Source organism: Micromonospora sp. NBC_00821 (assembly GCF_036347035.1).
In the GTDB taxonomy this organism is placed as follows: Bacteria; Actinomycetota; Actinomycetes; order Mycobacteriales; family Micromonosporaceae; genus Micromonospora; species Micromonospora hortensis.
In genome coordinates this window covers 4727238-4743561 of the sequence record NZ_CP108880.1, presented here as the reverse complement: position 1 = coordinate 4743561, position 16324 = coordinate 4727238, and the positions used below count along the sequence as shown (strand labels likewise).

Annotated in this window: 16 protein-coding genes; 9 read left to right on the top strand and 7 right to left on the bottom strand. The window is 70.7% G+C overall.

Annotated features, from left to right (window positions below):
- Positions 1–96 precede the first annotated feature (96 nt).
- Positions 97–1317, bottom strand: a complete 1221-nt coding sequence (locus OHB44_RS21690) for a PP2C family protein-serine/threonine phosphatase (RefSeq protein WP_330438024.1) — start codon at positions 1315–1317, stop codon at positions 97–99.
- 194 nt (positions 1318–1511) lie between these two features.
- On the opposite strand from OHB44_RS21690, the gene OHB44_RS21685 reads away from it, so the two are divergent.
- The 4 genes from OHB44_RS21685 (at position 1512) to OHB44_RS21670 (ending at position 4888) form a co-directional block, all read left to right on the top strand.
- Complete coding sequence (locus OHB44_RS21685) at positions 1512–1949, top strand: ATP-binding protein (protein WP_238684124.1); 438 nt, start codon at positions 1512–1514, stop codon at positions 1947–1949.
- A 48-nt stretch (positions 1950–1997) separates the two neighbouring features.
- Complete coding sequence (locus OHB44_RS21680; RefSeq protein WP_238684123.1) at positions 1998–2759, top strand: cyclase family protein; 762 nt, start codon at positions 1998–2000, stop codon at positions 2757–2759.
- A 12-nt stretch (positions 2760–2771) separates the two neighbouring features.
- Positions 2772–4418, top strand: coding sequence for a thiamine pyrophosphate-binding protein (locus tag OHB44_RS21675; RefSeq protein WP_330438023.1), 1647 nt, complete (start codon positions 2772–2774; stop codon positions 4416–4418).
- 86 nt (positions 4419–4504) lie between these two features.
- Positions 4505–4888, top strand: coding sequence for a VOC family protein (locus tag OHB44_RS21670; RefSeq protein WP_238684121.1), 384 nt, complete (start codon positions 4505–4507; stop codon positions 4886–4888).
- Positions 4889–5034: 146 nt separating this feature from the next.
- On the opposite strand, the gene OHB44_RS21665 is transcribed toward OHB44_RS21670, so the two are convergent.
- Entirely contained in the window at positions 5035–6000 is a 966-nt protein-coding gene (locus OHB44_RS21665; RefSeq protein WP_266301928.1) for a GAF and ANTAR domain-containing protein, read from the bottom strand.
- On the opposite strand from OHB44_RS21665, the gene OHB44_RS21660 reads away from it, so the two are divergent.
- On the top strand, positions 5981–6682 hold the full coding sequence (locus OHB44_RS21660; protein WP_266301929.1) for a GAF and ANTAR domain-containing protein: 702 nt from the start codon (positions 5981–5983) through the stop codon (positions 6680–6682). The genes OHB44_RS21665 and OHB44_RS21660 overlap by 20 nt on opposite strands.
- A gap of 363 nt (positions 6683–7045) precedes the next feature.
- Positions 7046–7282, top strand: coding sequence for a hypothetical protein (locus tag OHB44_RS21655; RefSeq protein WP_266301930.1), 237 nt, complete (start codon positions 7046–7048; stop codon positions 7280–7282).
- Positions 7283–7685: 403 nt separating this feature from the next.
- Here the strand turns inward: OHB44_RS21655 and OHB44_RS21650 are convergent, their stop codons facing one another.
- The 4 genes from OHB44_RS21650 to OHB44_RS21635 are packed head-to-tail and all read right to left on the bottom strand — an operon-like array spanning position 7686 to position 13017.
- Positions 7686–8144 carry a hypothetical protein gene (locus tag OHB44_RS21650; RefSeq protein WP_266301931.1) on the bottom strand — a complete coding sequence of 153 codons (459 nt, stop codon included), beginning with the start codon at positions 8142–8144 and terminating at the stop codon, positions 7686–7688.
- A gap of 3 nt (positions 8145–8147) precedes the next feature.
- Positions 8148–10583 carry a molybdopterin oxidoreductase family protein gene (locus OHB44_RS21645; RefSeq protein WP_266301932.1) on the bottom strand — a complete coding sequence of 812 codons (2436 nt, stop codon included), beginning with the start codon at positions 10581–10583 and terminating at the stop codon, positions 8148–8150.
- The gene (locus OHB44_RS21640) at positions 10552–11178 is read right to left on the bottom strand and encodes an HPP family protein (RefSeq protein ID WP_266301933.1); all 627 of its coding nucleotides are present in this window, start codon (positions 11176–11178) and stop codon (positions 10552–10554) included. Before OHB44_RS21640 ends, OHB44_RS21645 begins: the two co-directional genes overlap by 32 nt.
- Positions 11179–11190: 12 nt before the next feature.
- Positions 11191–13017 carry a thiamine pyrophosphate-requiring protein gene (locus OHB44_RS21635; protein WP_266301934.1) on the bottom strand — a complete coding sequence of 609 codons (1827 nt, stop codon included), beginning with the start codon at positions 13015–13017 and terminating at the stop codon, positions 11191–11193.
- A gap of 285 nt (positions 13018–13302) precedes the next feature.
- Here OHB44_RS21635 and OHB44_RS21630 point away from each other — a divergent pair, with 285 nt between their 5' ends.
- The 3 genes from OHB44_RS21630 to OHB44_RS21620 all read left to right on the top strand — a co-directional run bounded on the left by OHB44_RS21630 (position 13303) and on the right by OHB44_RS21620 (position 14979).
- A complete protein-coding gene (locus tag OHB44_RS21630; RefSeq protein ID WP_330438021.1) occupies positions 13303–13704 on the top strand; it encodes an STAS domain-containing protein in 402 nt (133 codons plus the stop codon).
- 199 nt (positions 13705–13903) lie between these two features.
- Entirely contained in the window at positions 13904–14134 is a 231-nt protein-coding gene (locus OHB44_RS21625) for a hypothetical protein (protein WP_330438020.1), read from the top strand.
- A complete protein-coding gene (locus tag OHB44_RS21620; RefSeq protein WP_330438019.1) occupies positions 14125–14979 on the top strand; it encodes an alpha/beta fold hydrolase in 855 nt (284 codons plus the stop codon). Before OHB44_RS21625 ends, OHB44_RS21620 begins: the two co-directional genes overlap by 10 nt.
- On the opposite strand, the gene OHB44_RS21615 is transcribed toward OHB44_RS21620, so the two are convergent.
- Positions 14976–16262 carry a ricin-type beta-trefoil lectin domain protein gene (locus OHB44_RS21615; RefSeq protein ID WP_238684390.1) on the bottom strand — a complete coding sequence of 429 codons (1287 nt, stop codon included), beginning with the start codon at positions 16260–16262 and terminating at the stop codon, positions 14976–14978. The two genes, OHB44_RS21620 and OHB44_RS21615, sit on opposite strands and share 4 nt — an antisense overlap.
- Positions 16263–16324: the final 62 nt, after the last annotated feature.

Genomic DNA, 16324 nt, shown 5'->3' with positions numbered 1-16324 from the left:
GTTCGACGGCAACTATAACCTTTGTCGCTCCGCCGTCCACGACGCCGGATCGCCGACACCCGGAGAGGCCTCAACCAACCTCCCTGGACAGCACATCTAGTCCGATGATGGTTGGCGGCGGATGACGAGCAGGGCGATGTCGTCGTTGGGGTGCTCCTCCGCGGTGGTGACCATGATGTGGTCGCACAACGCCTCGGCGGGCCCGGACCGCACGGCGTCGGCGAGGCGCTCGATGCCGGTGTCGATCAGTTCGCTGCGGCGTTCCACCAGTCCGTCGGTGTAGAAGACGAGCGTCGCTCCCGGCGGTAGGTCCAGAACTGTGGTGCGGCGACTGGTGGATGGTCGGCCCACGCCGAGTGGCCGGTCCACCGTCAGGCTGACGAGCTGGGTGGGATGACCGGGTACAGCCAGCAGCGGTGGCAGATGGCCTGCGGAGGAGAGGTGCACCGTTGCCCGGTCGGGCGCGATCAGGGCGTAGACGGCGGTGGTGAGGGTGCCCGCCTCGAAGTGGTGGATCTTGCGGTCGAGAGAGGTCAGCGCCACGGCGGGATCGTCGGAATCGAGGGCATAGGCGCGTAGCGCGCTGCGGATGCGTCCCATGACAACGGCGGATGGCAGCCCGTGGCCGGAGACATCTCCGATGACGGCGCCCAGCCAGCCCGAGGGCAACGTGAACACGTCGTACCAGTCGCCGCCGATGCCCAGGTCATGGCCGGGCACGTACCGGGCGGCCAGGTCCAGGCCGGGAATGTCGGGTAGCCGGCCCGGTAGCAGGCTGTGTTGCAGGGCCAGCGCTGCCTGCCGGTCGAGGACCTGCGCTCGGGCCTGACCTGCGAGGCTGGCACGATCGGCGACGAGCTGCAACAGTTTCACGTCTTCGGAGCCGAAGCGCCGCAGGGCCAGGGAGCCGACGTGTAGTACGCCGATGAGGTTGCCGTTGGCGAGCATGGGCACACCCAGCAGGGCACGTATGCCAGTGGCGAGCAGGATCGGATTGACCACGTCGTCGGGTGTGACGTCATGGATCGTGACCGGCGCGCGTGTCGCCGCCACCCGCCCGGCGAAGCCGCGTCCGACCCGGATGCGGAACCCGCGGCGTACCTCCTCCTCCAGGCCCTTGGCCGCGGTCGCGACGAGCTCGCCGGTGTGGTCGTCCAGCAGGAGGATGGTGGCGGTATCGACCTTGAGCAGATCCCGGACCCGTTCGAGGAGCTCGTCGAGCAGGTCGGCGACGTTCAGCCCCGACAGGGCGGCATCGGTGATCGCCTCGATGCGTCGCAGCCGCTCCTCATTCGTCACCACCTCGGCGTCAGCCACCCAGGCAGCCTAGACGCCGGCACGCCGCCGATGGCACGTCAGGAGCGAGATCAACAGTGTCGTGCCGTCGATGCGGGGTACCTTCCGATGTCACATCGACGCAGTGCCCGACTGGTGAGCCCGTTCCGGAGAGCTATCCTCCCTCGTGCCACCGGTAAGGTCACCGGCTCCACGTCCGACAGGGAGGGGAAGCAGTGGCGAACCCGCCGCTCGACCACCACACTCCCACCGTCGGTAAGCCCCTGCTCTCGACGTCGTTCACCCTCGCCGACCTCAACCGCGTCCGACACGAGGTCGAGGCCGTCAGTCGCCGGTGCGGCCTCGACCACGACGAGATCGAGAACTGGGTCATCGCGGTCAACGAACTGATGATCAACGTGATTCGGCACGGGGGCGGCGAAGGTGACCTACGCCTGCTCCTGAACGGTCAGCTCACCTGTGAAGTCACTGACCAGGGACGGGGCTTCCGCGCCGCTCGCTACGTCCCGTGCGCCGAGCGACCGCCGCTGTCCGACACCGGAGGAATGGGCCTCTGGGTGGTCGGGAACATGGCTGACTACCTCCTTGTCGACAGCGGACCCGCAGGCACCACCATCCGCATCGCGGCACGCACCCGCAGCACTCTCGGATGACAATTCCACGGTCCAATTCGGAGGCATGTGCGGGTGTACCGTCGCCGCATGACGGTGCTCCAGGAGTTTGTCGCCGCTCTCTCCAGCGGCCGGATCCAGGTTGTCGACCTCACCGCTCCGCTCTCGGACCAGACCCCGATCCTCGGTCTGCCCGAGCAGTTCGGCCAGACCTGGCCGTTTCAGCTCAGCGAGATCAGCCGGTACGACGACCGGGGCCCGGCCTGGTACTGGAACAACTTCTCCACCGGCGAGCACACCGGCACCCACTTCGACGCCCCGGTGCACTGGGTCACCGGTCAACAGGGCGCGGACGTGTCGCAGGTCCCGGTGAGTCAGCTGATCGCCCCGGCGGTGGTGATCGACCACGCCGCCGACGCCGCCGACAATCCTGACTTCCTGCTCGAGGTCCACCACGTCAAGGCCTGGGAGGCGCAACACGGCGCCCTGCCCACCGGTGGCTGGCTGCTTTACCGCACCGGCTGGGACGCGTACGGCGACGACCCGGAGCGGTACGCCAACGCCGGGCGCACCCCGGGCATCTCGGTGGAGTGCGCCCGCTGGCTGGCCGAGGAGTCACCGATCCAGGGCGTCGGGGTGGAGACGGTCGGGACCGACGCTGGGGCCGCGCACTCGTTCGACCCGCCGTTCCCGTGCCACTCGTACCTGCTCGGCCAGGACAAGTACGGCCTGACCCAGCTCCGTAACCTGGCGCAGTTGCCGGCGACCGGCGCGGTGGTGATCGCCGGGCCACTGCCGATCGTCTCCGGCTCCGGCAGCCCGTGTCGGGTCCTCGCTCTCGTCGAACGGTAGGCCGGGCCACCGATGCGGGTAGCCGAGGTGGTCGGGCGGGTCCTGTACGCACACGGCGCACGGCACGTCTTCGGGGTGGTCGGCAGTGGCAACTTCCATGTCACTAACGCGCTCGTCGCGGCCGGCGCCCGGTTTGTGGCGGCGGCCCACGAGGGCGGCGCGGCCAGCATGGCCGACGGGTACGCCCGCACCGCCGGGACGGTCGGACTGCTCTCGGTGCACCAGGGCCCAGGCGTCACCAACGCGCTGACCGGCCTCACCGAGGCCGCGAAGAGCCGTACCCCGATGGTGGTCCTGGCCCCGGAGGCGACAGCGCCGCTGTCGAACTTCTTCATCGACCTACCGGCGCTCGCCGCCGCGGTCGGGGCTGACTTCCACCGGGTACGCGCAACGCACGCGGCCGAGGACACGGGCCGGGCGTACCGGGCCGCCGCCCGGGGCGCGACAGTGGTGCTGGGTCTCCCGTTGGAGGTGCAGCAAGCCGTGACCGAACCGTGGTCCGGCCCGGTCCCTACGGTCGCGCCGACCCCGGTCACCGCCCCGCAGGTCGAGCCGTTGCTGGCCGCGCTTCACGCCGCCCGCCGACCGGTCTTCATCGCCGGTCGGGGCGCTCGGTCGGCCCGGGAGCCGCTGACCCGGCTCGCCGACGCGTGCGGCGCGCTGCTCGCGGTCTCGGCCGCCGCGAGGGGACTGTTCGCCGGGAACTCGTGGAACCTCGACGTGGCCGGTGGCTTCGCCACCCCGCTCACCGCCGAGCTGATCGGCGCGGCGGACCTGGTCGTCGCGTGGGGCAGCACGCTGAACATGTGGACGACCCGGCACGGCGAACTGATCCCGCCCTCCGCCGTCGTCGTCCAGGTGGACCACGACCCGGCCGCGTTCGGAGTGCACCGTCCGGTCGACCTGACGGTTGCCGGCGAGGTGACGGCGGTCGCCGAGGCGCTGCTCGCTCGGCTGAGCGTCGGCTCCACCGGGGCCGGGGACGCCACCACCGGCGGATGGCGTACGCCGGAACTGGCCCGACGGATCCGTGACCACTGCCGGTGGCGGACGGTTCCCTACCAGGACGAGGGCGGCGGAGCCCCGGCGACGATCGACCCGAGGACGCTCTCGACCGCCCTGGACGACCTGCTGCCGGCCGACCGGACGGTGGTGGTCGACTCCGGCAACTTCATGGGCTACCCGTCGATGTGGCTCGACGTGCCGGACGTCGCCGGATTCTGCTTCACCCAGGCGTTCCAGTCGGTCGGGCTCGGTCTGGCCAGTGCGCTCGGCGCGGCGGTCGCCCGCCCGGACCGGCTCACCGTCGCCGCGGTCGGCGACGGTGGCTTCGTCATGTCCGCTACCGAACTGGTCACCGCCGTCCGGCTGGCGCTACCCCTGCTCGTGGTGATCTACGACGACGCGGCCTACGGGGCCGAGGTGCACCACTTCGGCCCGGACGGGCACCCGTTGGAGACCGTCACCTTCCCCGAGACCGACCTGGCCGCGATCGCCAGCGGTTACGGCTGCGACGGGCTGACCGTCCGGACCGTCGACGATCTCGAACCGGTACGCCGGTGGCTCGCTGGTCCCCGTACCCGGCCGCTGGTGATCGACGCCAAGGTCAGCGCCGCGCGCGGTTCATGGTGGTTGGAGGAGGCGTTCCGCGGCCACTGAGCCACCACCGCCGTACCCAAGGCCCCAGCGCTCCGGGCGTCAGCCGGGTCGGTGACAGGGCCTCATAGCTGACGTACGTTGGCGCGGTGGCCACTCTCTGGACCCTGGGATGCGACGCCGACGATCCCCAGCGGATCGCCGCCTTCTGGGCGTTGGCCCTCGGCTATGTGAAGGAGGCCGGGTTCGACGAGCCTGACAACGCCTCCATCGTCGACCCGGACGGCAGGGGTCCCGCCATCAGCTTCCTCAAGGTCCCCGAGGGCAAATCCGCCAAGAACCGTGTGCACATCGACATCCGGGTGGCCGGCCCAGGTTCCGGGGACATGGCCGAGCGGGCCCGGTTGATCCGGCAGAAGGTGCCCGAACTGGTTGCCGCCGGCGCGACTGTGGTCCGCGAGGAGCGGTACGGCGACGTCCTCGGGCACGTCGTCATGCTCGACCCCGAGGGAAACGAGTTCTGCGTCGCGTGAGGCCAGGAGCGGGGCCGCACCCGCATGTGGCCGCCGGCCGGCTTCTCGACCGGCGGCCGCGGGATGCCCGCCGCTGCAGCGGCTGTGGCATCGTCGCCAATTTTTCCCCTAACCGGGACAATTAAGCGCGGGCGAGCCGCCGTTGGCTACTGTCCGGCCGTTTCGGCGGTGTGCTCCACAATGGCGTGGGCAACCTCGCGGACGGTTCGGTTGGTGTCGCGCGCCATCGTGGTCAGGCCGGCGAAGGCCTGCTCGGGGGTGCAGCGCCGCTCGCCCATGATGATCCCCTTGGCCTGTTCGATGACGGCTTCACTGTCCAGGGCGGCGCTCACGTGTTGCGAGAGGGTCACCTGGGCGTCGTTGAGATGGTCGTTGGCCATGGCGAGAGTGGCGTAGCTGGCGAAGACCTGCGCCACCGCCACGGTGGCGGCGTCGAAGACGTGGGGGTCGGTGGCGTAGAGGTTGAGCGCCCCGCCGCCCGTGGCGCGGGCCGGCAACCCGATGGACAGGGAGCTGCGGACTCCTGCCCCCAGCGCGCCGACGGTCCAACCCGGCCACCGGCTCTCGGTTGCCATGTCGCTGACGGACTCGATCGTGGTGGCACGTGCGGCCTGCAGGCACGGGCCTTCGCCCAGCGCGTACTGCGACTCGTCGAGGGTCAGGGCGAGGCCGCCGGTACACGCCGGGGTGTGGAAAGGGCACCTCACCGGCGCCCTCGGCGGGGCCGGCGTGCGTAGGTCGCTGCAGCCCCCGCTCCGGAGGGGTCCTAGACCTACGCCGCTGCTTGACGATGGTTCGGTCGACGGTTGGAGGCGTCGACTACAGACCCCGAGCGTACGCGCCTTCGGGAACCGCCGCCGATCGTCGCGAGGGGCGGCACGCCGCCACCGCAGGACGTGGATGCCCGCCCGACGTTCCGGTACGGGTAGGCTGGAGACCTGTGGCACGGCGCCTTCGATGGGCGTCGTCGAGACCAGCGTCAAGAAGCGGCGCGGATCCCGGACTCCGCCTGCGGAGTCCTGCAGCGATCCGCGCACTCCACCCCACCCCAGGCGGCTGGTGGTGACACGCGCCCTCGTTAAGGACGCTTTGATGACGCACGTCGAACCCATGGACCCGCACGAGGCGTTCGCCGAGCTCGGCCGGATTCGACTCGCGGACGTTGACCTCGACGCCCTGCTGGACAGAATCGCGCAGCTGGCCAAGCGCACGATCCCGGGGGCCAGTGAGGTCAGTGTCACCCTGCTGCACGGCAACAAGCCGCAGACCGCCGCGTTCACCGGCGAGCTCGCCCGTGCCCTGGACGAGAAGCAGTACGAACGTGGCTACGGCCCGTGCCTGCAGGCCGCTGAGAGCACCTCCAGCCTGATGGTGCCGGACACCGGCAGCGAGCAGCGGTGGCCCGGCTGGGCCCAGGCCGGCGCGCACAGCTCCCTGTCGGTCGGGCTGCCCGTGCACGAGCAGGTGACCGGTGCGCTGAACATCTACGCCACCACGTCGAACGCCTTCGACGACGACGCGATCGCTATCGCTCAGACGTTCGCCGGGTTCGCCGCCGTCGGCCTGGCCAACGCCCACCTGTACGAAACCCAGGCCACCCTGGCCGGGCACATGCAGAAGGCGATGGAGAACCGCGCCGTCATCGAACAGGCCAAGGGCATCATCATGGGCGAGCGTCGTTGCACCCCCGAGCAGGCCTTCGCCATCCTGAGCAAAATGTCGCAGGACAGCAACCGCAAGGTCCGCGACGTCGCCTCGGCGATGGTCGAGAACGCACGCCGCCCACAGCGGTAGCAGACCGTTGGTGCGGTACCCGATACGTCGGCCCACCGTGCGCAAGAGCAGCGCGACGGCAGCACCGGCGGGACCGTTTGCTGGTGAACCCGGAGGGTAGGGGGAATCCATGACTACGCCCGAGCAGAGTCAGCAGGAGAGAGCCCTCGAGACCGGCGCTGTGTATCAGGACGCCGAGGGGCGTCGGACGACGGATCCCGGCTCCGGGGCCGCACACGCCGACAGCGAGGCCGACCGCAACGCGGAGCACCTGAGGCGGGGAGAGGTCGGCCCGCGCGTCCCGGAGGAGTAGCGGGCCGGGGTGTGTGGAAACCACCTGGGGGTAGCGGTAGGGGGCGAGCAGAAACCCCCGAGGAGGACGAGATGACCGATCCCAGGTACGTACCGGTCGGACTGGCCGACGCCGGACGGCTGATCGACGACGAGGGCGCGGGCGCCGGTCCCGCCGGGGAGATCGTCGGCGCGGACGACGCGAAGGTGGACGCCGCCCGGACCGGTGCCGACGTGGACCTGTCCCACGCCACCCGCGACGGCGACGGCACCCCGACCGGCGCGGCGGACGCCGAGGCCGACAGTGACAGAGCCGCCGGCGGCGAGTGACCCGACGAGGCGCCAGTTGGCCCGCCCCGCCGCCTCTCGGCGGCGGGGCGGCTCGCGTTCCATACCTGTCAACCGGCCCGCACCGGCCACCGGGGACAGGTCAGCGGCGCGCGAGTTCCGGGGCCGCGGTGTCCAGGGGAACGGCGGCGTCGGGCACCAGGCCGAGTTGCAGGCTCGGCCGGGATCCGATCGCGGCGAAGAGCCAGTCGGCGGCGGTGCGGGCGCGGTTGGGCGGTCATCGGGGTGATCTCGCCGGGTCGGGCCGGGTCGGGTACGGCGGCGGCGTCGCCGCAGGCCAGGATCTCCGGGTGGCCGGGCACCGTCAGGTACTCGTCGACGGTGACCCGCCCGCGGGTCGTCGGCAGCCCGGTGGCCTCGACGAGGGGGTCGGAACCGGGTGCCGTCAGTCGGCGACGACGAGCGCCTGGGGCGCGGCGGCCTTCATCCGGGTACGCAGCCACTTGAGCTGGATCGCCGTTTCTCCCTCGCAGCGCTGCACTACCGTGAGCAAGTCCTTGTCGCGGGCGCCGTAGGCGGCCTGGCCGACGACGGTCCAGGTGATGTCGCACTCGGCGGCCATCAGGTAGAGGTCCTGGAGGTCCCGCAGGAGGCCGATGCCGCCGGTGCGGGTGCCGGTGAACAGTTGCGAGTGCAACCGGTCGGGTTCGTCGGGGGCGTCCTCGGAGTAGCGGACCACGAACGGGTGCAGCTGTTCGGCGTGCGCGTCGCAGCGCTTCGCCTGCTGCTGGCAGAGGTGCTCGATGTCGGGTTCCTCGGCGTGCGCCTCGGCGACCTGCCGGAACGCGTCGGCGAGATTGACCTGCGCGCGGTGCAGGAGACCGAGGTAGTGGGCGAGATGCACGGCTCACTCCTTCCCGCTGGTGGCCTCGGCCGCCGGCCCACCAACTGTGGGCGGCACGTCAGCGTCCGCCGGTGGTGCGCTGCCGCCGACGGTCGGCGCCGGCGAGGGTACGCCCCGCCCGTCGGCGAGTTTCGTCACCGCGACGGCGGCGACCTTGAAGAGGGGCTGCTTGGACACCGGGTCCCAGGCGGTGATGGTCAGCTCGTTCGCCGCCCGCGGGGTGCGGTCGGCGGGGTCCTGGTCGAAGTAGCCGTAGTGGAACGGCAGGAAGACCACGCCGGGCCGGATGCCGCAGAGCCGGGCGCGGGCCTGGATGGCGCCGCGGGCCGAGGAGACGCCGACCAGGTCGCCTTCGACGATGCCGAACCGGGCCGCGTCGGCGGGGTTGAGTTCCACCCACACGTCCGGTGCCGCCTGGTTGAGTTGCGGGGCGCGGCCGGTCTTGGTGCGGGTGTGGAACTGGTAGACGGTGCGGCCGGTGGTGAGGAGCAGCGGATGCTCGTCGTCGGGCACCTCAGGTGAGGGTTGGTAGTCGACGGTGTGCAGGAACGCTCGCCCGTCCGGCTCCTTGGCCTGGTATTCCGCCTCGGTGAACTCCGCGCCGGTGGCCAGGTCGTGACCGTACGTCTCGCAGTAGTCGGGGTCGGTGTGGAACCGTCCGTCGGTGTAGAGACGCTCAGTACCGTCGGGGTGCTCGTCGGTGCAGGGCCACTGGATGCCCGAGCCGCCGCGCAGCTTCTCGTAGGTGATGCCGGTGTAGTCGCACGGCCGACCCCGGGAGCACTCCTTCCACGCCTCGAACACCTCCTCCGGCCCGCTCCATTCGATCAGCGGCTGGCCGTCGCGGTCGCGGAAGTCCATCCGGCGGGCGTAGTCGAGGAAGATGTCCAGGTCCGAGCGGGCCTCCCCGGGCGGGTCGACGGCCTTGTCGGAGATGTGCACGGTCCGGTCGACGCTGGTGAACGTGCCGGTCTTCTCGCCCCAGGTGGCGGCGGGCAGAACGACGTCGGCCAGCTCGGCGGTCTCGGTGAGGAAGAGGTCCTGGACCACCACGAACAGCTCCGGCCGGGTCAGGATCTGCCGGATCCGGTGCAGCTCCGGCAGCGAGACGGCCGGGTTGGTGGCGGAGATCCAGAGCAGTTTGATCGAGCCCTGCTCGGCGTACCGGAAGATCTGCATGGCGTGCGTCGGCGGCGCCCAGTGCGGAATGGTGTCCACGTCCACGTTCCATAGCCGGGCCAGCTCCTCGACGTGCCGCTCGTTGTCCCAGTTGCGCAGGCCGGGCAGGTCGCCGTCGGCGCCGGTCTCCCGGTTGTTCTGGGCGGTGGGCTGACCGTTCATCTGGTAGATCCCGGCGCCCGGCCGGCCGATCATGCCGCGGACCAGGTGCAGGTTGTTGACGGCGCAGGCGGCGGCGGTGGCCTGGTTCGACTGGTAGAAGCCCTGCAACACCGTCGACAGCAACCGCTGCGAGGTGCCGAGCAGTTCGGCCGCGCGCTCCACGTCGGCGGCCGGCACGTCGCAGATGTCGGCGACCCGCGACGGCGGGTAGCCGTCGACGATCCGGCACAGCTCCTCGAAACCCAACGTGTGTGCGTCGACGTAGTCGTTGTCGTACCAACCGCGTCGGATGATCTCCCGGAGCAGGCCGTTCATCAGGGCCACGTTGGTGCCGTTACGCACCGCCAGGTGCAGATCGGCCTCCCGGGCGACCGGGGTGGCGCGCGGGTCCACCGCCAGCATCGCCGGGGGATTGGGGCCACGGCGTCGGTCCAGCATCCGCATCCACAGCACCGTCTGCGTCTCGGCGACGTTGTGACCCCACAGCGCGATCGCGTCGCAGTGGTCCACGTCGGTGTACGAGCCGGGCTGCCCGTCGGTGCCGAAGCTCGCCTTCATCGACGCCGCCGCGGTGGCCGTGCAGAGACGGGTGTTGCCGTCCATGTGCGGCGTGCCCAGACCGGCCTTACCGATCACACCGAGCGTGTAGTACTCCTCCAGGAACAGTTGCCCGCTGGTGTAGAAGCCGAAGTGCCCCCACCCACCCGGCCCGTCGAGGAGCTCCTTCGACCGGGCCACGATCCGGCCCATCGCCGTCTCCCAGTCCGCCTCGACCAGGCGGCCGCCGTCGCGGACCAGCGGTCGGGTCAACCGGTCCGGGCTGTGGTTGGCCTGCCAGCCGTACAGGTCCTTCGGGTCGACCCGCCCCCGGTTGATCCGGTCCACAGCCCGACCGCGCACCCCGACGATCCGCCCGTCGCCGACCGCGATGTCCAGCGCGTCGCCGTTGGAGTGCAGCACCGAAGCCGACTGCACCCACCGGTCCACGTCGGCGTCGGTCCGGCCGTCGGCCAGGTACCGGTCCACCCGCACCGGCCACTGCTGTCCCGGCCCGTACGGGGTCCGCTCACCCCACGGGTCGGCGATCCGATCCACCACGATGTCCCCCTTCCGGTGACGGCGCGGGCGCCGCCCACAGTGGCATCGGCCGGCCCGACACCCGTCCGTACAGCCAGTCGACGACCGTGACCAGCACCACCGCGCCGGCCACGACGAGCAACTGGGTCGGGGTACGGAGCAGGCCCAGGCTCACGATCAGTGTCGTCGCGCCCGCCGGGGCGTGCGACGCCTTCAGCAGCACCAGCACCGATGCGGTCACCGCCAGCGACCCGGCCACCGCCACGATCCTCATCCCGGTCACCCCCTCCTGGAGCGCCGAGGGTTCGTCGGCAAGCCCGCAGGCCACCAGGAACAGGTAACCGGCCAGCAGGGCCACCCCGTGCCCGATGAACGTGTTGCGCGGCGAGGACTCCGGCGACGCCGGCTTCTCCACGTGCAACATCACCGCCGGCCCCAGACTGGGAAACAGCCACGGCTGGTGGGTGACGAGTGCGACCAGCCCGGCGAGCACCACCGCCAGTGCGCCGCCGGTGAACGCGTGCGCGGAGCGCCCCACTCGGCCCATCACGTTCCCCCTGTCGCTCGTGCCGCTCCGCGCCTGCTCAGGATCCTTCTCCCGAAGCTTGTTCGTCATGCCTGCCCGGTGTCACCGCGGATCGTCGAAGCCTTCGGTGGCCCGTTCCCGGCGCAGGTGCGCCAGCGCCCGCCGGCCCAGGTCGGTGTCCTCCCGACCGAGCGCCTCGTACATGGTGGCGACCTTCTCGTAGGGCTGCGCGGGCGGAAGCAGCGGGATCGCCGGGTCCACGATCGCCTCGATCAGCGTCGGCCGGTCCGCCGACAGGGCCTCGTCCCAGGCCTTGTCGACCTCGGTCGGGCTGGTGACCCGGACGCCGCGCAGGCCCAGCAGCTCCGCCCACCGGGCGTACGGAGCATCGGGCAGGCGCTGAGAGTCGACGAAGCGGGGATCGCCCTCCATCTCCCGCTGCTCCCAGCTCACCTCGGCCAGGTCGCGGTTGTGCAACACCAGCACGACGAACCGGGGATCCGCCCAGTCCCGCCACCGGTGCGCGACGGTCAGCAACTCGGCCAGCCCGTTCATCTGCATCGCCCCGTCCCCGGCGAGTGCCACCACCGGTCGGTGCGGGGTGGCGAGTTTCGCGGCCAGCCCGTACGGCAGCGCCGAGCCCATCGACGCCAGGGTGCTGGACAGGTGCGCGTCCACACCGGCGGGCAGCCGCAGGTGCCGGGCGTACCAGTAGGTCACCGACCCGACGTCCACCGCCACCTGCGCGTCTGCGGGTAGCCGGTCGGTGAGGGCGTGCAGGACGTACTGCGGGTTCACCGGCTCGGCAGGAGCGGTCGCCCGCTGCCGGGCGATGTCCCGCCAGCGGGTCACCTCGCCCTCGACGCGCTGACGCCAGCTCCGGTCGGGCCGGGCGGTGAGCAGCGGCAGCAGCGCCCGGATGGTCTCGGCGGCGTCACCGAGCAGGGGCACCTCCACGGGGTAGCGCATCCCCAGGCGTCGACCGTCGATGTCGATCTGCACCGCCCGAGCCTGCCCCGGCGCCGGGTAGAACTCCGACCAGGGATCGTTGCTGCCGACGATCAGCAGGGTGTCGCACTCGCTCATCACCATGCTGCTGGCGGTGCTGCCCAGGTGGCCCATCACGCCGGTGTGGAAGGGCAGCGCCTCGTCCAGCACCGGCTTGCCCAGCAGCGACGCCGTCACGCCGGCGCCGAGGGCCTCGGCCAGCTCGACCACCTCGTCGGCGGCGGCTCGGGCACCCTGCCCCACCAGGATCGCCACCCGCTCCCCGGCGTCGAGCAGGTTCGCGGCGGCCCGCAGATCATCGGCGCGGGGCCGCAGCTCGGGCACCGGCAACCCCGGGTTGGTCACCATGATCCCGTGCTCCTGTGCGCCGAGGTCCGGGGCCGGGGCGGTCTGCACGTCGTGCGGCAGGATCACACAGGTCGGGCTACGGGTCGCCAGAGCGGTGCGGATCGCCCGGTCGAGCAGCATCGGCAACTGCTCCGGGGTGTACGCGGTCTGCACGAACTGTGCGCACACGTCGCCGTAGAGACGTACCAGGTCGATTTCCTGCTGGTAGCCGCTACCCAGCACGGACGTCACCTGCTGGCCGACCAGGGCGAGCACCGGCTGGGAGTCCAGCCGGGCGTCGTAGAGGCCGTTGAGCAGATGCACAGCGCCCGGTCCCTGGGTCGACAGGCACACCCCCAGCGCGCCGGTGTACTTGGCGTGCCCGCACGCCATGAACGCCGCCGTCTCCTCGTGCCGGGCCTGCACGAACTCCGGTCGACCGGCCCGACGCAGGGCCCCCATCACCCCATCGATACCGTCCCCGGAGTAGCCGAAGACCCGGTCCACGCCCCAGTCGGCCAACCGAGCCACCACCAGGTCCGCCACCGTCGCGTCCGCCACCGTCGCCTCCTCGCCTCGACCGCCCTTCAGCATGTGCCCTACCCCGGGCCGGCGGACCAAACCGGACGAGCGGCACCTCTTCGGGGATTCCCGCCATCGCCGCCGGATCGAGGTTCGCCCACCGCTCGAATGGTGTCGGCGGCGAAAATCGTGGGTAGGGTGGTTCGCGGGTCAAGACATGCGCCCAGGTCCGCCGTCCGCGCCTCGTCGCCGCGGGAGGGTCCGACTCACCGATGCACCAGATCGGGAGGCGTCATGTCCATCCTCGAACAGCCAACTCGGCAGCACGCTCAACTCACTCGGCAGCACGCTCAGCCCGTGCGGCAGCACGCTCGGCCCGCCAAACCGATCATGACGCTCGACCTGCGCAATGATCGACACGCACCACTGATCGTCGTTTCCGGCGAGGTCGACATGAGCACCGCTCATCTCATCAGTGAGATGGCCGAACACGTGATCACCCGGCGACCCGCTCGTCTGGTGCTCGACCTCTCCGGGGTGACGTTCTTCAGCGCCCACGGCATCAGCGCCCTGCTGCGAACACAGCGCGCGGCGGAGTCTGCCGAGGTGACGGTGGCTCTGCGCGCCGCCGCTCCGTGCGTCAGCTACCTGCTGGCGGTGAGCAGCGCCGGGATAGACCTGAACATCCCGGTGGCCAACGCGGGTCGGTGGTCCCCTTCTCGGTTGGGGAGCGCCGATCGGGGGAGTGGCCCTACCTGAGGGGTGCAGGCGTTGTGGTGGGCGCGGCTCTGGTTCTGGTCGGCGCGGCCCACTCCACGACCGGGGTCGAGGCCGACCGCCTCCACCCACGCCATCGGTCCTGCTCTTCGGGCCGGTGGCACCGGCGTGGTGGGGGCCACCCGCGAACCGCCCATGGCACCGGGCGCTCTGGACCGGGCCGGTCCCCTCGGGCGGCGCGGTGGCCGAGACCCACCCGGCGTTGGCGGCCCTCGGCGTGGCACAGGTCCTGGCGGCCGCAGAGGAGGTCGAAGGGATAGGACACGAATTGTCCGCCGCCGTGCCGGCCACCCCCCACCAGGGAAAGTTTCACCTGACGATCCTGGTGATCATCGATTACCGGGTCTGCCAGGTCGTTCGTGCGACGACGTTCGCCCAGGTGAACCAACATTTGGTACGGGGATGCGGGTGATGGAAAATAGGCGAATGCGTGTACGCGACCGCAACAACGTGCTGGTGACCGGTCGTGAGGGCGGCCCTACCGTTGTGCTCGCGCACGGCTTCGGCTGCGACCAGCACATGTGGCGCCACGTGGCAGCCGAAATCGGACAGTGGGCCCAGCTGGTGTTGTTCGATCACGTCGGATCAGGCCAAGCCGATCCGGCGGCCTGGGACGCTGACCGGTACTCCTCCCTGGACGGCTACGCCGACGACGTGCTGAACATCTGCCGGGACCTCGACCTCCAGCAACCGGTCTTCGTGGGGCATTCGGTCAGTTCGAGCATCGGGGTCCTCGCGGCGAACCGCGAACCGGACCGCTTCTCCGCGCTTGTCCTGGTCACCCCCTCACCGTGCTACATCGATGACGAAAACTACCGAGGTGGTTTCACCCGCGACGACATCGACGACCTGCTCGGTTCACTCGAGAGCAACTACCTCGGCTGGTCGTCGAGCATGGCACCGTTGATCATGGGCAACCCGGAGCGGCCGGAGCTGGGTGAAGAGCTGACGGCGAGCTTCTGCCGGACGGATCCCGCGATGGCGCAGGTGTTCGCCCGTGCGACGTTCCTGTCCGACAACCGTGCGGATCTCGCAGCGGTGAGCGTTCCCACGTTGATCCTGCAATGTGCTCAGGACGCCATCGCGCCGCCCGAAGTCGGCGTCGGCGGACCCGGGCCTGGATACGCCTGCCCGTCGGCTGGCGGATCGTCACCGCGCACGTCTCGGTCTGCGCCGCGTCACCGCCTGACGGCAACGCGCCGCCCGGGACAGGACCCGAGCGGCGCGTCTCCGACAGGGCGGGTGGTGCGGTACTAGGCGCGCCTGGCCCACTGCTGGTTGGCCCCGCCGTGGCAGGCCCAGAGGTGAAGCTGTGTCCCGTTGGCCGTGCCGGAGGCGATGGCGTCGAGGCACAGCCCGGACTGGGCGCTGGTGATGGTGCCGTTGGAGTTCAGGTTCCACTGTTGGTTGGCCTGGCCGTTGCAGTCCCAGATGAGGACCGCGGTGCCGTTGCTGCTGCCCGCGCCGCTGGCGTCCAGGCACTTGTTGCCGTAGACGGTCAGGGTGCGGTTGGCGGTGTGGGTCCAGCGCTGGTTGGTGCCGCCGTGACAGTCCCACAGTTGCGGGCGGGCGCCGTTGGCGGTGCTGGAGTTGGGGATGTCGATGCACCGGCCGGACGGGCTTCCCACGATCTGCACGTTCTGCTGGCCGGGCGGCGGGGTCGTCGGCGGGGGAGTGGTGGGCGGCACGTCCGACCCGAACTGGGTGAAGAACCGCCACACCTCCTGCTTGACCCAGCTTCGCGCGCCGCTCTCACAGCCGGCGCACCCGTCCACCGGGCCCTGCTGGTGGCCGCCGTCGAACGCGGCCCAGAGCACCGGGTATCCGGGCTGGCAGGAGTACGCGGTGGTGATGTGGGTCAGGCTCCCAGCCCTCGGCTCGGGTGGGCTCTGTGCGGCGCATCCGTTGTTGCGGACGAACCTGTCGCGAAGCGACCGTCCGCTGGGAATGTTGTCGTTGATGCCGTGGATGCCCAGGTACGCCACGGGCTGGGTGCCACCGCTGCATCCGCTGATCGCCCCCGGGGCCGCGATTGCCGCGACCGCACGGAACACCGTCGGCCGGGAACACGCCAACGAGTAGCTCATCGCGCCGCCGTAGCTGAACCCGACCGAGAAACGTTGGGTGGTGTCGACGCAGAGAGCGTTGTCGATCATGCGGATCATGTCGTCGGTGAAGGTGACGTCCTCACCGTTGGAGTTTCCCCAACCGTTGTTGAGGCCCTGCGGGGCGACGAAGATCGTGGTGTTGTTCGACTGGGAGAGCATGCCGTAGTAGGCCCACGCGGCTCCGTCGGAGCCGCCGCCCGCGACCTGGCTGGCGGTGCCGCCCAACCAGTGGAACCCGAAGGCCAGCCGGTGGGCGTAGGTGTTGTTGTAGTTGTCCGGCAGCCGAAGGGTGAAGCTGCGGCTCTTCCCGCTGCTCTGGATGGTGTGGGTGCCGCTGTTCAGTCCGGGCGCCTTGCCGCAGCCGGCGGTGGTGGCCGCCGCCGCCGGCGCGACGGTCGCGAGGACGTACATTCCGACGGCGATCAGAACCATGACCGCCATGGCTGCCCCCAGCCAGGGGGCGGAGAGTCTGCGAAGTGGCACTGTTGAGCCTC

Bases quoted from the DNA above. Each gene is read 5' to 3' on its own strand.
- OHB44_RS21680 (WP_238684123.1), top strand. From the start codon at position 1,998: ATGACGGTGCTCCAGGAGTTTGTCGCCGCTCTCTCCAGCGGCCGGATC.
- OHB44_RS21675 (WP_330438023.1), top strand. From the start codon at position 2,772: ATGCGGGTAGCCGAGGTGGTCGGGCGGGTCCTGTACGCACACGGCGCA.
- OHB44_RS21660 (WP_266301929.1), top strand. From the start codon at position 5,981: ATGACGCACGTCGAACCCATGGACCCGCACGAGGCGTTCGCCGAGCTC.
- OHB44_RS21665 (WP_266301928.1), bottom strand. From the start codon at position 6,000: ATGGGTTCGACGTGCGTCATCAAAGCGTCCTTAACGAGGGCGCGTGTC.
- OHB44_RS21655 (WP_266301930.1), top strand. From the start codon at position 7,046: ATGACCGATCCCAGGTACGTACCGGTCGGACTGGCCGACGCCGGACGG.
- OHB44_RS21640 (WP_266301933.1), bottom strand. From the start codon at position 11,178: ATGACGAACAAGCTTCGGGAGAAGGATCCTGAGCAGGCGCGGAGCGGC.
- OHB44_RS21635 (WP_266301934.1), bottom strand. From the start codon at position 13,017: ATGCTGAAGGGCGGTCGAGGCGAGGAGGCGACGGTGGCGGACGCGACG.
- OHB44_RS21620 (WP_330438019.1), top strand. From the start codon at position 14,125: ATGCGGGTGATGGAAAATAGGCGAATGCGTGTACGCGACCGCAACAAC.
- OHB44_RS21615 (WP_238684390.1), bottom strand. From the start codon at position 16,262: ATGGTTCTGATCGCCGTCGGAATGTACGTCCTCGCGACCGTCGCGCCG.